Raw genomic sequence first — 14,963 nt, forward strand, 5'->3', positions numbered from 1 at the left:
GAGTCTTTTATAAAGGCCGATTAAGGGACGTAGAGAAGCTGTAAGGGATTTAAGGAGAGTGAAGTTGCGGATCTTAGTGGTTGAAGATAGCCAAGTTGTATCAAGGGTAATGCGTCATTTAATAACCCAAGAATTAGATTGTGTGGTCGATGTCGCTCCCGATATGGCGAGTGCGAAAAAGCTATTATTAGAAAATGATTACTTTGTCGCGGTAACGGATCTCAATCTTCCAGACGCGCAAGACGGAGAGATAGTAAAGCTGGTGCTTGCGCAGCAACTCCCTTGTATCGTATTAACGGGGAGCTGGAACCCTCAAGAACGTTCACGACTTTTGCAATTGGGTATCGTCGATTATGTGCTAAAAGAGAACCGCTTTAGCTATGAATATACGGCCAAGTTGGTAAAGCGTTTACAGCGTAACCAAAGCGTTAAAGTACTGGTAGCAGACGATTCATTAGTGAGTCGTAAGTTTATTCGCAGTTTATTAGAGCAGCATCTGTTTCAGGTTATCGAAGCCGATGACGGCTTAGCCGCGCTCGATATTCTCAAAGGTAACGCCGATATTAAACTGCTTATTACCGATTACAACATGCCACGATTAGATGGTTTTGGACTGATCATTAAAGTTAGAGAGCAGTTCAGTCGAGAAGATATGGCGATTATTGGTTTGTCGAGTGACAGTGATGAAAGTCTGTCGGCTCGATTTATTAAAAATGGCGCGAATGACTTCTTACAAAAGCCCTTTGTTCATGAAGAGTTCCATTGTCGGGTGCTCAACACGCTTGATGCCTTAGACATGATGGCAAAACTTTGGGAACAAGCCAATTTAGATTATCTTACCAATGTATTTAATCGACGTTATTTCTTTAGTTTATATGAAGACAAGTTACCTGTAATCGTTCGAAATCAAAGGATGCTGTCTTTAGGGTTAATGGATATCGACTTTTTCAAAAAAGTGAATGATACCTATGGCCATGATGTCGGTGATGAAGTTCTTATAGAATTCGCGGCGCGATTAAAGCAGTCTTTTTCACAGCACTTTACCGTAGCTAGATTCGGCGGTGAAGAGTTCGTTATTGGTTTTAAAGGACTTAGTGTCGAGAAAACATTTGCATTGTTAGACCGATTTAGAATGCAGCTGGAGAGCAAACCTGTAACGACCAGCAAAGGAGACTTGACGATTACTGTCAGCACTGGAGTCGCAAGTTTTATTGTGGGTGAGAGCGTTGACGACATGCTACAACGCGCTGATGTCGCATTATATGAAGCAAAATCGAGTGGACGTAATTTGGTGTGTATAGCGTAATATTAACCACGTGATTAAAATGATTAAGGGCTTAACGATTTTGTTTAAGCCCTTTTTGTTGGCTGTTTTATATTTTCAATATACTGATTTTTAATGTTATTATTTAAATTTCTAGAGGATCCAGGCGTAACTCATTTTCATGAAATAGGTTTCTTCAGTTTTCATTAATGAGTCAATAGAATCGTTAGATTTTAAGCCATCAGAGTAGCCTACATAAAATACGCTCTGTGGGTTAAGCTTGTAGCCATAAAGGATCTCGTTACCCAAGTCTTGCTGCACCTTATTCGGTGAGCTGTATAGGTAAAGGCTCGGATCTCTTTCAATATGGGTGTAAACGCTAGATAGTCGAATAAAGTTGTGAATATCGATATACCAGCTCAATCTTAGGTCACTTAAATTGGCGGTGAACAAGCGTGCGTCATCCACATCCATGGTGCGGTAGACATGCGACACATCGAGTTCTATCGAATCGGTTACATTCCAACTAACGCCTGGATTAAGCAGGAACTTAGTCCCCAATTGGTCATTAGCAAAATCGATACTATCACCGTAATCAATGTCCACTTCTAGAAACAATGTGCGAGTGGGTTTCATATTGGCGTAGAACCAGCCCATTGTTTCGTCAAACATCTGGCTGTTATTATTGACCGCTAGACTGGCGCTATCATGGCGTCTCCCCACACGTTGACGATTCGTTAACCCAAACGCAGTGTAGCTTTGCCATAACCCCTCAAATTCAAGCTTTCCTTCGGCTTCTTGTTCTAGTTTCTCACCCGCTTGATTATGGCTAATGTCCCAATCTCCACTGAGTCTAATTTTGTTGAAGCTGCTGTCTTGTGGATACCAGGTGTAGCCCCCCCCAATGACTAATTTACTAAAATCGACTTTTTCAATAAAGCCTAAGTCAGCTCTAAAGTCCTCAGCCACTGACTGATACTGCGCTACAGTGTTCCAATTGCGGGTTTCATGCTCATACTTTGCTAAATACATATCACCATTAATGGCATCGGCACTATTTGTGCGCAAAACTCGCTCATTAATACCGCAGTCATTTAAATCACAATCGGTTTCCGGTAAACAGTCGCTGTTACTGCATAAGGTTTGTGACAACCCCAGTGGATACTGAGTATCAGAAACTACATATTGTCCGGTAAATGTATCTTGATCTGTGGGCTGGTACTTAACGTCAACACTGGTGACATAGTTATGATAGCTATCACTGGTTTTGGCAGTGACTAAGGCGCCCATTGACAGCTCCTTACCGACGTCATAACGGTAACGGCCAGCAAAGTTCTGACTTTTTTCATCAATAGTGGCGATATCAGAGCTTAAGTTGCCTGGTACCAGAAAATTAGTGGTGCTGTCGTTGGTCGCCAGTGTGGCAAAGGTATGGTCACCGACTCTACTCGTGAGTTTGAGTCCATAATCGGGGGAGACAATATTGCGGGTATGCAGCAGGTTTAATTGCGTATCAAAGTAATCTTTATTATCGAGGAAAAAGGCACGCTTCTCTGGATAAAATAGTGCAAAAGTGCTGTTAATATCGAGCTGACCAGCATCTGCTTCTACTTGGGAAAAATCAGGGTTTATGGTTGCACTTAATAAGGTACTTGGGGTGATCCCCCAGCGAATATCTAGACTAGGTTCAACGTTATTTTCACTGTCCCAATCACTATTTAATGCATGTGGACGCTGGCTATTTCGATTAAAAACGACGGATGGAGTGATCTGTAAATCGTTGCCTTGCTCTAGATTCGTCATGCCGCTCATCACCCCAAATTGACACAGCTGACAACTGTTGTTTCGGTCAATTTTGTGGCTTGATATTCGATGCTGCTCATTTCGTGGGTAAAATCTAACCAGTTCGATGCCCCACTTTTTCTGGTCAGTATTATCAAAATTGAGAACTCTAAAGGGCAGTTCAATTTCAACTTGATAGCCGGTTGCTGTTCGTGTTGCAGCAGAATACCAAATGCCATCCCAAGCATCACTTTCATCTCCGGTGAGTTCATTCTCAATCGAGTCGATTTGCACACCGTAGGCGTTAACAAAGAACTGATAAGCCAATCGAGCATCATTAAAAGTATCGAGCTTTATACCGACTAAATCATCACCCCAAACATTGTCACGATCACTCAGATTGGCTCTGATCTGAGAGGGGTTGGAGTCATAGGCAGTAAATGCTAGAAATAGGCTGGTATCGGTTGAGTAGAGCTTAACCTCCGTTTTTACGGGGGCGGTAATGTTTTCCCCAGGGCTGGTTTCGATTGTTATTTGAGTCGACACCGCATTTTTCCACTGTGGCTCATTAAATTCACCATCTACCTCAATGTTACCAGTGAGCGATGGAATTTGAATATTGAATTGACTTTCTTGTCCGGCGTTTGCCTTCAAGGAGCAGATCGAAATAGCGACAAGCAGTGACGTCGCGAAAATAGTGGCTTTATTCATTTGTTTTTATTATTGAAAGCTAGGCGTTTAGGTGGGTGAATTGTAAAGGAAGTGCGTGTTAAAAAGGTAGGCTATTTGTTACAAATATTGTCTGAGGGTAGGCAGTTGCTAACATTAGAGTAAACAACCGTTAAGCCATGAATCAACCTGGTTTAACGGCGTTAATCGGGTATTTACAGCGAGTTACTCTGGTGCGATAGCGCTGTTTTTGTATGCTTCACGATATTTATCAACCCACATTGAAGTCGCACCACAAATCGCTACTGGCATCACAACGAAGTTGAGGATTGGGATCATCGAAAACAGAGTGACTGCAGCACCAAAGCTGAAGCTAGTGCCTTTTGTTTGATTAAGGGCAAATTTCATCTCAGGGAAAGGCACTTTATGGTTATCAAAAGGATAGTCACAGTATTGAATTGCCATCATCCATGCACTAAAGAGAAACCATAAAACGGGCGCGACTGTTTGACCGACAAAAGGCAGTAAAAACAGCAGCAAAAAAACAATGGCGCGCGGCAGATAATATTTAAGTTTTATCCATTCTCGACCAAAAATCCGCGGTAAATCTTTGATTAAATCGATTCCCCCCCCAGTATTGAGCGGCTTGCCCGTTAAGAGCTGTTCTACCTTTTCCGCCAGCAAACCGTTAAACGGAGCCGCTAGCCAGTTCATCACTGAGCTAAACACAAAAGACAACACCACTAATAATGTCAGCACTGCTAGTGGCCATAAAAGAAAATTCAACCACGTTAAGTATTCAGGGAGTTGGCCCGTTAGCCAAGCGAATACTTGCTCCAATTGCCCGAAAGCAAAATAGATCAAGCCTGCAAAGATCACTAAGTTGATAGCAAGCGGGATAAACACAAAGCGCCTTAGTCCGGGTCGTTTAATTAAACTAAAGCCTTCTAAGAAGTAATTAACACCGCTTTTTTTTGTTACTGGATTGGTTTTATTCATAGAATTCTTTTTAGCTAAAATTGCGCATTAGCACGATTGTGAGTCAGTCGGATTTTATCCGCAAGTGAAAAGCCGTTAATCACTGATAAAAAACGTTACAAAATGCTGTTAGCTTTGGTAAAGTTAGCATCGGAATAACCCCATCAAACTTAGTCGCTAAATAAATTAGCGTGGAAGTGACCAAAACGGCATCATGAGACTTAAACAGATAAAACTTGCCGGATTCAAGTCATTCGTCGATCCAACCAAAATTCCCTTACCAAACCCTTTGAGCGCCATTATTGGTCCAAATGGTTGTGGAAAATCAAATATTATTGACGCTGTGCGCTGGGTGCTGGGTGAAAGCTCAGCTAAACATCTTCGTGGCGACTCTATGGTTGACGTTATTTTTAACGGTTCAACAGCGAGAAGACCAGTATCAGTCGCCAGTGTAGAGCTATTATTTGATAATCAAGATAATCGACTTGCTGGGGAATATGCCAGTTATCAAGAGATAGCGATAAAAAGGCAAGTGAGCCGAGATGGCGACTCTAATTATTTTCTAAATAATCAAAAGTGTCGTCGTAAAGATATTACCGATCTCTTTATGGGGACCGGGCTTGGCCCTCGAAGTTACGCCATTATCGAGCAGGGAACGATTTCTCGTCTAATTGAGTCCAAGCCGCAAGAGCTTAGGGTATTCATTGAAGAAGCTGCGGGGATCTCTCGCTATAAAGAGCGTCGACGTGAAACTGAAAACCGGATCCGACATACTCGAGAAAACCTATCACGGCTGGGCGATATTCGCTCTGAACTGGGTAAGCAATTAGAGAGGCTCGCTGAGCAAGCTCAAACGGCGAAGCAATATAGAGAGTTAAAGCAATCTGAACGTCAATGCGAATCTGAGCTGGTGGTATCTCGTTACCATGAGCTTAATCAGCAAATAGAGGGTTTTAACCTTCAGATTGGTAAGTTGGAAGTGCAGCAAGCCAGTCTATTAGCAGAGAAACAGACGCTTGAATTGAGTTTGACTGAGTTAAGCTTGCAATTAAGTGAGTTGGACAGCCGCGAGCATGAGCAAGTTGAAGCCTTTTACTTGTCCAAAACACATATTGCCAAGCTTGAGCAATCGATGAAACATCGTGAGCAGCAAAATGACAGTTTAAATCAACGACTGCGAGAGATCACAAAGCAAGTAGAGTTACATCAAACCGGACTCCATAGCGACAGTCAAACCCAGACTCAGCTTAAAGAACAACAGCAACAATCTCAGCCAGAAATGGAAGGTTTGCAACATCAAGTTGCCAACGAATCAGCTCAATTAGTACAAGCTACTCAACGCAATAGTGAGCTTTCAGAGCAGTTTCAGTTAGACAGTAGTACAGAGGCTAAAGCGCATTTAGCCGTTGAGATGAATCGAAGTAAACTTAATCACAGTGTCAATGAGTTTGCTCAAAAGCAAAAGCTCGTCGCTAGGCTGACGGAAAAAGCGCAACAGCTCAACGAAAAGCTTGCTGAGCTTAAGGCTAACGCGTTAACGAGTCAGTGCGATACGCTAATGACAGAGACCGAAGGTGAACAAGAGGTTTATGACGAGCTGAGTTTCAATATTGAAACTCGTCAAAGCGCAAGCGATGCGCTTAAAATTGAACTTGAATCCGTTAAAGTCAAATTAGCCGATGAAAAAGGGCGTTTGTCCGTAGTTTCGCAGTTACTGCCTAACGAAAATGACATTGCCTGCACTCAGCTATGGCAAGTTATTGAGGTGACTCCTGGTTGGGAGCGCTCGGTCGATTTATTACTGTCCAATGTACTTAACTCTCCTGTACTCCTCGACGATGTTACTGAAATAACCACTGGGTTTAACGCTAACCCAATGACTAACCATGTGATTAATACACCGGTGAATTTACAACCATGGTTAAGCCAGGTTAAATGGCTAGAAACTAAAGATGAAGCCATACAGCAACGCACGGTACTCGCTGAACATGAGATGTTTGCTACCGCCGACGGTTATCTTGTTGGGGCTGACTTTATCGTTGAAAAAACGTCGGAGTCAAGCTCGTTAGTGCAACTTAAGAATGAATACAGCGCACTTATCGAAGCCGTAGACAATACCGAAAACAACTTAAGCTCGTTGACACAAGCACTGTCTAAGCAAGCGCAAGAGCTAGAACCATTAGTCACAGTTCAGCAGCAAAAACATCAACAGATCCAAGCGCAAAAAGTGATTCTAGCGGGATTGCAGTCGCAAGTGAAAGCGATGCAACATGCTATAAATGACACTGATGAGCGGCACAAACAGTTACTGCAAGAGCTGACAGAAACCAGTCAAGAGCAGCAACAGCTATCGACTCAGAAAATGCAGTTACAACAGGATGCCCTAGCGTTACAACATACTTTTGAGCAAGCTCAAAAAAGAAAGCAGACCGCTGAAACCGACAAACTCGCGGCATCTACGTTGCTCAATAAACTTAAAGCCTTGCTAAGCAGCTCTGAGCAGTCACTTAAAACGCGACTTAAAACTGAACAAACTACCCAGACTCAACTCGCTTTAATAGGGCAAAAGGTTAATCACCAGCAGCAACGACTTGAAGAGCTTGAGCACAACGAAAAGCAAGTGCTAGCGCAACTGGGTGATAAAGAGAGTGGTAGCGCCAATCATAATACACTTCCAATAAAAACGCAGTTAGCGCAAGCATTGGAAGTTCAACAAGTGAAACAGCAAGCATTGAGTGGTATTAGACAGCAACAGGCAGGCCTTCAAGAACGGTGCGATAGCGCTGGAGCGAATAAAAAACAACAGCTTGTAAAGATTGAAGACTTGACTCAGAACATGAGCACGTTAAAGTTACGTCGTGAAGGTTTAAAAGGGCAAATCGACAGCCAGTTCAGCCTAATAAATGAGCAGGGTATCGATGTTGAGCAGGTATTGTTAAAACTCGATGCGAATCGTACCACTTTATGGCGTCAAAAAGAGTTAGAACGTTTGCGAGCTCGAATAGTGCACTTAGGGGCGATAAACCTCGCCGCTATTGAAGAGTTTGATCAACAAAACGAGCGTAAAAGCTATTTAGATAGCCAAGATGAAGACTTAAATTCCGCATTGAGTAGCTTGGAAGAAGCGATTCGGAAAATTGATACCGAAACCAAAAGTAAATTTAAAGATACTTTTGAGAAAGTGAATAAAGATTTAGGCATTTTATTTCCAAAAGTATTTGGGGGTGGGAGTGCCTATTTAGCGTTAACGGGTGACGATCTTCTGGAAACCGGCGTCACGATTATGGCTCGGCCACCGGGTAAAAAGAATAGTACAATCCATCTTCTTTCTGGTGGAGAAAAAGCGTTAACGGCTTTATCATTAGTTTTTGCTATTTTCAGATTGAATCCAGCACCTTTTTGTATGTTGGACGAAGTTGATGCACCTTTGGATGATGCCAATGTTGAACGATTCTGTCGTTTAGTAAAAGAGATGTCCCAAAGCGTACAATTTATATATATTAGTCATAACAAGATCACCATGGAATTGGCCGATCAACTTATCGGTGTGACTATGCATGAGCCCGGCGTTTCGCGCATTGTGGCGGTAGATATCGATGAAGCGGTGGCGTTAGCCGACGCTGGATGAACATAGGAATTACAGGGTAACCAATGGAAAATTTGCAACTGGTATTGCTTCTTTTAGGGGCGATAGCGATTATTGCCGTACTTGTGCATGGTTTTTGGTCTATAAGAAAGCAACAACCTAAAGGGTTCAAACAAAGCCCTATGACCGATATCAATCGAGAGCGTAGAGATTCTCAAGGTTTCGATAACGATGGTATCGGCGAAGTGAGGATCATCAAGGCGCAAAGTGATGAATCAACGGTCACTGAGCAGAGCATTGAGCCATTAATGGCAGAAGCGGGCGCAACGGCTAATGTCGACACTGTATTTGAATCCAATGTTGATACCGCATTTAGTTTAACTGAAGCGCCAACTCAAAAAGCCGCTCGCGCAGCAAAAACGACTCGAGTAGAGCCTTCTCTATCAGAAGCTGAACCTGACGTGCTTACGGAAGACACACCGATTCAACCGTCATTATTTGGTGCTGACGAATCAATATTAAGCACTGAAGCGGCCCAAGAAAGTTTTGTTGCAGACGAGGTAGAGCAAGAGCAACCTTTAGGTGAACCACAAGATGTGTTGGTATTACATGTGGTGGCTAAAGAGGGTGAAGAGCTTAACGGTGCAGAATTATTACCTTGCTTACTGACATTGAACTTTAAATTTGGTGAGATGAATATATTCCATCGCCATGAAGACAATGCTGGGACCGGGAAAGTGTTATTTTCAATGGCTAACATGGTTAAGCCTGGTGTATTTGACCCCGATAGCATGGAGCAGTTCTCGACCCAAGGCGTAGTGTTGTTTATGACATTACCTTGTCACGGCGACGCACTGAGAAACTTCTCTATTATGCTTAACTCAGCTCATCAAATTGCAGATGATCTCAGCGGCATTGTACTTGATGGTGGCCGCGATACGTGGCTCGATAGTACGAAACAGAATTATATTCAACGAATTAGAGCGCAGGTTTAACGCAGAGCCAACTTATTAGTTAAACCGGTTTTTAAAAGGTCGCTTCGGCGGCCTTTGTTATTATGTGGACAAAATAAATGCAAGCTATTGAACTAGAAATCGCAGCACTGACTAGCCAACTTAATCAGCACAATTACCATTACTATGTAGATGATAATCCTACTATTCCAGATGCTGAATACGATAGATTACTTAGGCGCCTTAACGAACTTGAGATCCAATACCCTGAATTAGCGAGTGCAGCCTCTCCTACACAACGTGTTGGCGGTGAGGCGTTGGCGAAGTTTGATCAAATAACTCACTTAAAGCCGATGCTGAGTTTAGATAATGTGTTTGATGAAGCTGAATTTAGCGCATTTCATTCCAGAATTGCCGATAAAGTGGGTACGGACCTTAGTTATTGTTGCGAGCCTAAACTCGACGGTTTAGCGGTGAGTATTGTTTATCGTGATGGCGTATTTGAGCGTGCAGCCACCCGTGGCGATGGCCAAACGGGCGAAAATATCACTGAGAATGTACGTACTATAAAGTCGATACCATTAACGCTACGTGGTGATAAATTTCCTCCACTGGTTGAAGTTCGTGGTGAAGTGATTATGCCGCACCAAGCATTTGATGCACTTAACAAACGCGCATTAGCTAAAGGTGACAAGCTGTTTGTTAACCCTCGTAATGCGGCTGCAGGGAGTTTGCGTCAGTTAGACAGTAAAATTACAGCCAGTCGTGCCTTAGGTTTTTATGCTTATGCGTTAGGGGTGGTTGAGCCTGAAACGTGGGAGCTTGCCGACAGTCATTATGGCCAACTTGAACAATTACGCTCTTGGGGCGTGCCAGTCAGTCAAGAAGTTAACGTCTGCGACTCGATTGCCGAGGTGATGGAATATTACAATGATATTCAACTGCGTCGCAGTGGCTTAGCGTTTGAAATTGACGGTGTGGTGATTAAAGTTAATCAAATCGCGCATCAGTTGAGCCTTGGCTTTGTGGCTAAAGCCCCTCGTTGGGCTACCGCGTTTAAGTTTCCGGCACAAGAAGAGATGACGCTGTTAGAGGGCGTTGATTTCCAAGTCGGTCGTACCGGGGCTGTGACCCCAGTTGCACGTCTTAAACCGGTATTTGTCGGTGGCGTGACCGTCTCAAATGCGACATTGCATAATGCGGATGAAATCGCTCGTCTTGGGGTTAAAGTGGGCGACACGATTATTATCCGTCGCGCGGGTGATGTAATCCCACAAATCGTTGCCGTGGTGGCTGAAAAACGTCCTGAAAACGCTGAAGCTATTGAATTTCCCACGCAATGCCCAGTGTGTCAAAGCCTAGTGGAGCGTATTGAAGGTGAGGCGACAGCACGTTGCACTGGTGGACTGTTCTGTGAAGCACAACGTAAAGAAGCCATTAAACATTTTGCCTCTCGAAAAGCGCTCGATATTGACGGTATGGGTGATAAAGTGGTTGAGCAGCTAATTGATAAGGAGCTAGTCGAAAGTCCTGCCGATCTGTTTAGGCTGACAGCATCAGCGATGACGATGCTTGAGCGCATGGGGATGAAGTCTGCGACTAAGCTTGTAGCTGCCATCAGTGTGGCAAAAGAGACCACCTTTTCCCGTTTTTTATATGCATTAGGGATCCGCGAGGTAGGAGAAGCGACGGCAGCAAACCTTGCCGCCTACTTTAAAACATTGGCTGCGCTTAAGGCCTCTAATGCAGAGGAATTTGTTAAAGTCGATGATGTTGGCACCATTGTCGCAGCACATCTTGAGCACTTTTTTGCACAGCCGCATAACCTAGAGGTTATTGATAAACTCATCGAAGCGGGCGTATCTTGGCCAGTGATTGAAGATGTTGCTGACGAGAACTTATCGCTGAAAGGGCAAACATGGGTATTAACAGGTACCTTAACGCAGCTTAACCGCAATGATGCGAAGGCACAGCTTCAAGCGTTAGGTGCAAAAGTCGCAGGCAGTGTATCGAAGAATACAGATTGTTTGGTTGCCGGCGCCGCAGCGGGCTCTAAGTTAACCAAAGCGCAAGAGCTTGGCGTAAAAGTGATTGATGAAGATGCATTGATTGTCATCTTGTCTTAAAAGTTATCATGGTCAATAAAAGCTCCTTTTAAGGAGCTTTTTTGTGTCATAAAACTCAATCATTGAAATTGATAAGTCTGGCACCATATCTACCCTGTTGATGGTGACTTTTGCAATGGCAATGTCTTTAGTCTCGACGACGGATTTTGACTCAAAGGAGATGATTTGAATTTCAGCAATATTACTTGGCTTGACGATAAAGGCCATATTAAGCCCCCGCTGATGCTTTACCTGATATTGGTGTTTCTGGCACGGGGTTGGTGCATATTAGTGGCATCTTTAACACAAGCGAGCGATAGGGCTGGCTTGGTGGCGTTAATTTATCCACAAAAGTCCGATTTCTTGATGGCATTAATGGCGGGGGCGGGTGCCTTAGTGGTCTACGCGGTCATTATTGCGGAAAGAAAACGTACTCCTCAGTGGGTACAGCCTCTATTTCCTTACATGAAGTGGGTGTTACTGGCTTTATTGTGTATAGATGCCAGCTTACTGGTGCAACGGATATTACATTCGTACTATGTTTATAGCTGGAATGTGGGATTAGATGCGCTTTTTCTGTTTTGGAGCACGTTATATTTGTTTAATTCGAAGCGATTGACACATTATTTTTCTGATTGGAAAGCACCGAATGAGTAGCCTGTGACTTTATATTTGGTTACGTCGCTAATCACACGGCTATGGATAGCGGCCTTATAGAATCGCACTTATCATGCTTTATCTTCCCGGGCTGCGAAAATGTTTAGCACCCTATTGCAGGTGGCGACAATCTTGTTTGATAACAGCCTTCGTGGACAGACTGTAGCGCTGAATGATTTCAACCTGTCGGTATTTAATGCAATTTCTGGAATAATAGGCAAAAAAAAACGCTGTATAAATACAGCGCCAAAAGAATCTGCAATATCGACAGCATTCGATATTATGACTCAGGGATATGAACATAAAACCTTCTTTAGTTAAGCCATAAGCAGCACTCGATTACGACTCGCCTTAATAAAAGGACAATTGACAGTTTGCCTTTGAAAGTAATAGTCGGGGCTATCAACGCCAAAGAGCAGAATTAGAGTACAACAATTCATGATTGCATACAATATCCATTGTCGGTATTGTTGGATCAGTAAGGGATGATTACGCTATAAGTTATAACTAATGGCTAACGTGTTCATTCGTCATGGTTAAATACCCGGAAAACATCACCCTGTTAGAGGCTCGTTGGCCGACGTTAGAATGGCAGATGTTAGGATGGTTAGTCTAAATGTCATTGTGAGACTCGCTTCTGTTTTTAGCTATGTCAGTATTTGCAATGCACTGAGACGATGTTTGATCTCATATCAAGGTCGACAATCGTATCAGTGTTTATTAATCGTAACCGTCATAAAATTGACTTACTAACTGTTATTCACACCAGAAAGCTATTATTATCGAAATATGAGTAAGATCGATATTCCAATGCTTTAGCGTCACTTCAACTCAAGCTAAAGTCATTGGTCACAATCTCCTATTTCAAAAGTGAGGCGCTTTGTAGATTGAGTGCATTTCACTGGAGTAATCAGTAATGTCCAAAGGCGTTAAATTACCTTTGTCGCAGTTGATCGTTGGCTTAACGATTAAACTGCCATTGTCATGGACTAATCATCCTTTTGTGTTTAATCAATTTGAGATTGAAACCGGAGCACAGATAGAGTTGATTAAAAGCTTGAATATCTCATATGTGTACTTAATTGCAGGCAAAGAATTAATCACTACGACAGCTGCACAACCGGTAGCAACTGTGGTAGAACAGTCTGCAGAAGACTATGCAAAAGAGCAACTTTCATCTCTACGAAAATCATTAAGAATTAGCCAGCAACGATTCCAAAAGTGCGGTGTAGAATGTCGCACTGCGTTTTCAAAAATGAGCGCTGAACCAGAGGGGGCTTATCGAGCGGCAGCGACGTTAGTTGAATCACTGATGGATCACATTAAGGAAACTCCAATACCGTGCCTTGCATTAGTCAATAGTGGTGAAGACAGCGCGATAACCGAGCATGGCGTATCCGTTGCTGTACTATCGATGATGTTGGGGCATTTACTGGACTGCACAAATTCTGAATTGCGTGATATGGCGATGGGGGCATTGTTTCATGATTTAGGGAAACTTAAAGTGCCTGATGTGATCCGGCGGAAAAAGTCGAATCTATCCGATCATGAAGTTAACTTTTTAAAGATGCACCCTAAGTTTGGCTATGACATGATGACCAAACAAAATCTATTTCCTGAAGCGGTGCTCGATATTGTATTACATCACCATGAATGGGCAGATGGCAGTGGTTACCCTGACGGACTGAAAGGGTCTGCAATCGCATTAAGCACACAAATCGTTGCACTGGCAAATGATTTCGAGCTTTTACTAAAGGGGGGAGAAGGGCGTTCTCCGCAAGTCGCATTAGGCTATCTTTTTAAAAAAAGAGTGGGTAAGCATGCACCATCATTGATTTCGGCACTGGTCAAAGTGCTTGGGATCTATCCTCCCGGTACATTAGTGTTGCTATCAAATGCTCAAGTGGCAAAAGTGCTGGTCACTACCCCTTTAGTGAAGCAACCTCACGTGCTTGCATGTGATGAAAACGGTGAGAACACAACATTACGATATTTGATTAAAGAGAATATATCGATTGAGCGGGTCGTAAAGATTGATGAGTTAAGTAAAACAGCATTAACAAAATTAGACCCCAGTGCTGATATTAGTTTTTACTTCAGCCCATTGTGAATCAGTTTAAGCAAAGATAAAGGATAAAGATGATAAAGTCAGTTTGTATTGTGGGCTGTGGCTGGTTTGGCCTACCGTTAGCACAGGCAATGGTTGCGCAAGGAATTAGGGTTAATGGTAGTAAACGCAACGCTGAAAATGCCGCTTTGCTTACTGAGCATGGTATTAATGGGTTTACATTAGACTTATCGCTCGACGAACAACTAGATCAAAATCAAGGCGCCATAAAAGTCGCGCTCAATACCGATTGTCTGGTGGTCAATATCCCGCCTAGTTTAAGAAAAGACCCTGACGGTTATTTAGTTAAGCTGGCAAGATTAAAAACCTTGATCCACGATATCACTTATCAAAAAATTATCTTTATCAGTACGACCGGAGTCTACCCTTCACTTGAAAAGCTGATGATTGAAAAAGATGCCGTTGCTCATTCTGAGGTTAGCGGCAAGCTGCTACAAGCCGAAGCCATGTTTTCAGCGCTAAGCCATAGTTGTATTGCTCGTTTTGCGGGTTTAGTTGGGCCTGAACGTCACCCTGGGCGTTTTCTGGCTGGTAAAACTGAACTGTCTCAGTCCGACGCACCCGTTAACATCGTTCATTTGAATGATTGCATACTTGCGGTCTCTAAATTAGTTTTTGAGCCGACCTCAAACGGGGCATATAATGTTTGCGCGCCGAAGCATCCCGCTCGTCAGTCTTTTTATCAACAAGCGGCTTTAGACTTGGGCTTAGTTGCGCCACAATTCATAAAAGAGAGCGGTAGCGGAAAGATCATTAGTAGCGATAGATTAATGAAAGAGCTCAATTTTGAATATCAGTTCAGTGATCCCATGGATATGCTGGTTGTCTGTTAAATATTTAA

The 14,963-nt window shown here is 43.1% G+C and carries 10 protein-coding genes; 8 read left to right on the top strand and 2 right to left on the bottom strand.

The window, feature by feature from the left end:
• The first annotated feature begins 64 nt into the window (after positions 1 to 64).
• Positions 65 to 1,306, top strand: a complete 1,242-nt coding sequence (locus CXF83_RS11005; protein ID WP_101092144.1) for a GGDEF domain-containing response regulator — start codon at positions 65 to 67, stop codon at positions 1,304 to 1,306.
• Between the two features lie 111 nt (positions 1,307 to 1,417).
• On the opposite strand, the gene CXF83_RS11010 is transcribed toward CXF83_RS11005, so the two are convergent.
• Positions 1,418 to 3,757: a carbohydrate binding family 9 domain-containing protein gene (locus CXF83_RS11010; protein ID WP_101092145.1), complete on the bottom strand. Its 2,340-nt coding sequence runs from the start codon at positions 3,755 to 3,757 to the stop codon at positions 1,418 to 1,420.
• A 183-nt stretch (positions 3,758 to 3,940) separates the two neighbouring features.
• Positions 3,941 to 4,714, bottom strand: coding sequence for a sulfate transporter CysZ (cysZ, locus tag CXF83_RS11015; protein ID WP_101092146.1), 774 nt, complete (start codon positions 4,712 to 4,714; stop codon positions 3,941 to 3,943).
• Between the two features lie 193 nt (positions 4,715 to 4,907).
• Between cysZ and CXF83_RS11020 the strand changes: the two genes are divergently transcribed.
• From CXF83_RS11020 to CXF83_RS11045, 7 genes are all read left to right on the top strand, one after another.
• Complete coding sequence (locus CXF83_RS11020) at positions 4,908 to 8,321, top strand: chromosome segregation protein SMC (RefSeq protein WP_101092147.1); 3,414 nt, start codon at positions 4,908 to 4,910, stop codon at positions 8,319 to 8,321.
• Positions 8,322 to 8,344: 23 nt separating this feature from the next.
• Positions 8,345 to 9,274 carry a cell division protein ZipA gene (gene zipA, locus CXF83_RS11025; RefSeq protein ID WP_101092148.1) on the top strand — a complete coding sequence of 310 codons (930 nt, stop codon included), beginning with the start codon at positions 8,345 to 8,347 and terminating at the stop codon, positions 9,272 to 9,274.
• A gap of 77 nt (positions 9,275 to 9,351) precedes the next feature.
• Complete coding sequence (ligA, locus tag CXF83_RS11030) at positions 9,352 to 11,358, top strand: NAD-dependent DNA ligase LigA (RefSeq protein ID WP_101092149.1); 2,007 nt, start codon at positions 9,352 to 9,354, stop codon at positions 11,356 to 11,358.
• A gap of 165 nt (positions 11,359 to 11,523) precedes the next feature.
• Positions 11,524 to 11,994: a DUF2919 domain-containing protein gene (locus CXF83_RS11035; RefSeq protein ID WP_101092150.1), complete on the top strand. Its 471-nt coding sequence runs from the start codon at positions 11,524 to 11,526 to the stop codon at positions 11,992 to 11,994.
• A gap of 99 nt (positions 11,995 to 12,093) precedes the next feature.
• Entirely contained in the window at positions 12,094 to 12,315 is a 222-nt protein-coding gene (locus CXF83_RS22525; RefSeq protein ID WP_157822930.1) for a hypothetical protein, read from the top strand.
• Positions 12,316 to 12,910: 595 nt separating this feature from the next.
• Entirely contained in the window at positions 12,911 to 14,104 is a 1,194-nt protein-coding gene (locus tag CXF83_RS11040) for an HD-GYP domain-containing protein (RefSeq protein ID WP_101092151.1), read from the top strand.
• Positions 14,105 to 14,133: 29 nt separating this feature from the next.
• Entirely contained in the window at positions 14,134 to 14,955 is an 822-nt protein-coding gene (locus CXF83_RS11045; protein WP_101092152.1) for an NAD(P)-dependent oxidoreductase, read from the top strand.
• Positions 14,956 to 14,963 lie beyond the last annotated feature (8 nt).

Origin of the sequence: Shewanella sp. Choline-02u-19, assembly GCF_002836205.1 — a bacterium.
In the GTDB taxonomy this organism is placed as follows: domain Bacteria; phylum Pseudomonadota; class Gammaproteobacteria; order Enterobacterales; family Shewanellaceae; genus Shewanella.

Bases quoted from the DNA above. Each gene is read 5' to 3' on its own strand.
- CXF83_RS11010 (WP_101092145.1), bottom strand. From the start codon at position 3,757: ATGAATAAAGCCACTATTTTCGCGACGTCACTGCTTGTCGCTATTTCG.
- cysZ (WP_101092146.1), bottom strand. From the start codon at position 4,714: ATGAATAAAACCAATCCAGTAACAAAAAAAAGCGGTGTTAATTACTTC.
- CXF83_RS11020 (WP_101092147.1), top strand. From the start codon at position 4,908: ATGAGACTTAAACAGATAAAACTTGCCGGATTCAAGTCATTCGTCGAT.
- zipA (WP_101092148.1), top strand. From the start codon at position 8,345: ATGGAAAATTTGCAACTGGTATTGCTTCTTTTAGGGGCGATAGCGATT.
- ligA (WP_101092149.1), top strand. From the start codon at position 9,352: ATGCAAGCTATTGAACTAGAAATCGCAGCACTGACTAGCCAACTTAAT.
- CXF83_RS22525 (WP_157822930.1), top strand. From the start codon at position 12,094: ATGTTTAGCACCCTATTGCAGGTGGCGACAATCTTGTTTGATAACAGC.
- CXF83_RS11040 (WP_101092151.1), top strand. From the start codon at position 12,911: ATGTCCAAAGGCGTTAAATTACCTTTGTCGCAGTTGATCGTTGGCTTA.
- CXF83_RS11045 (WP_101092152.1), top strand. From the start codon at position 14,134: ATGATAAAGTCAGTTTGTATTGTGGGCTGTGGCTGGTTTGGCCTACCG.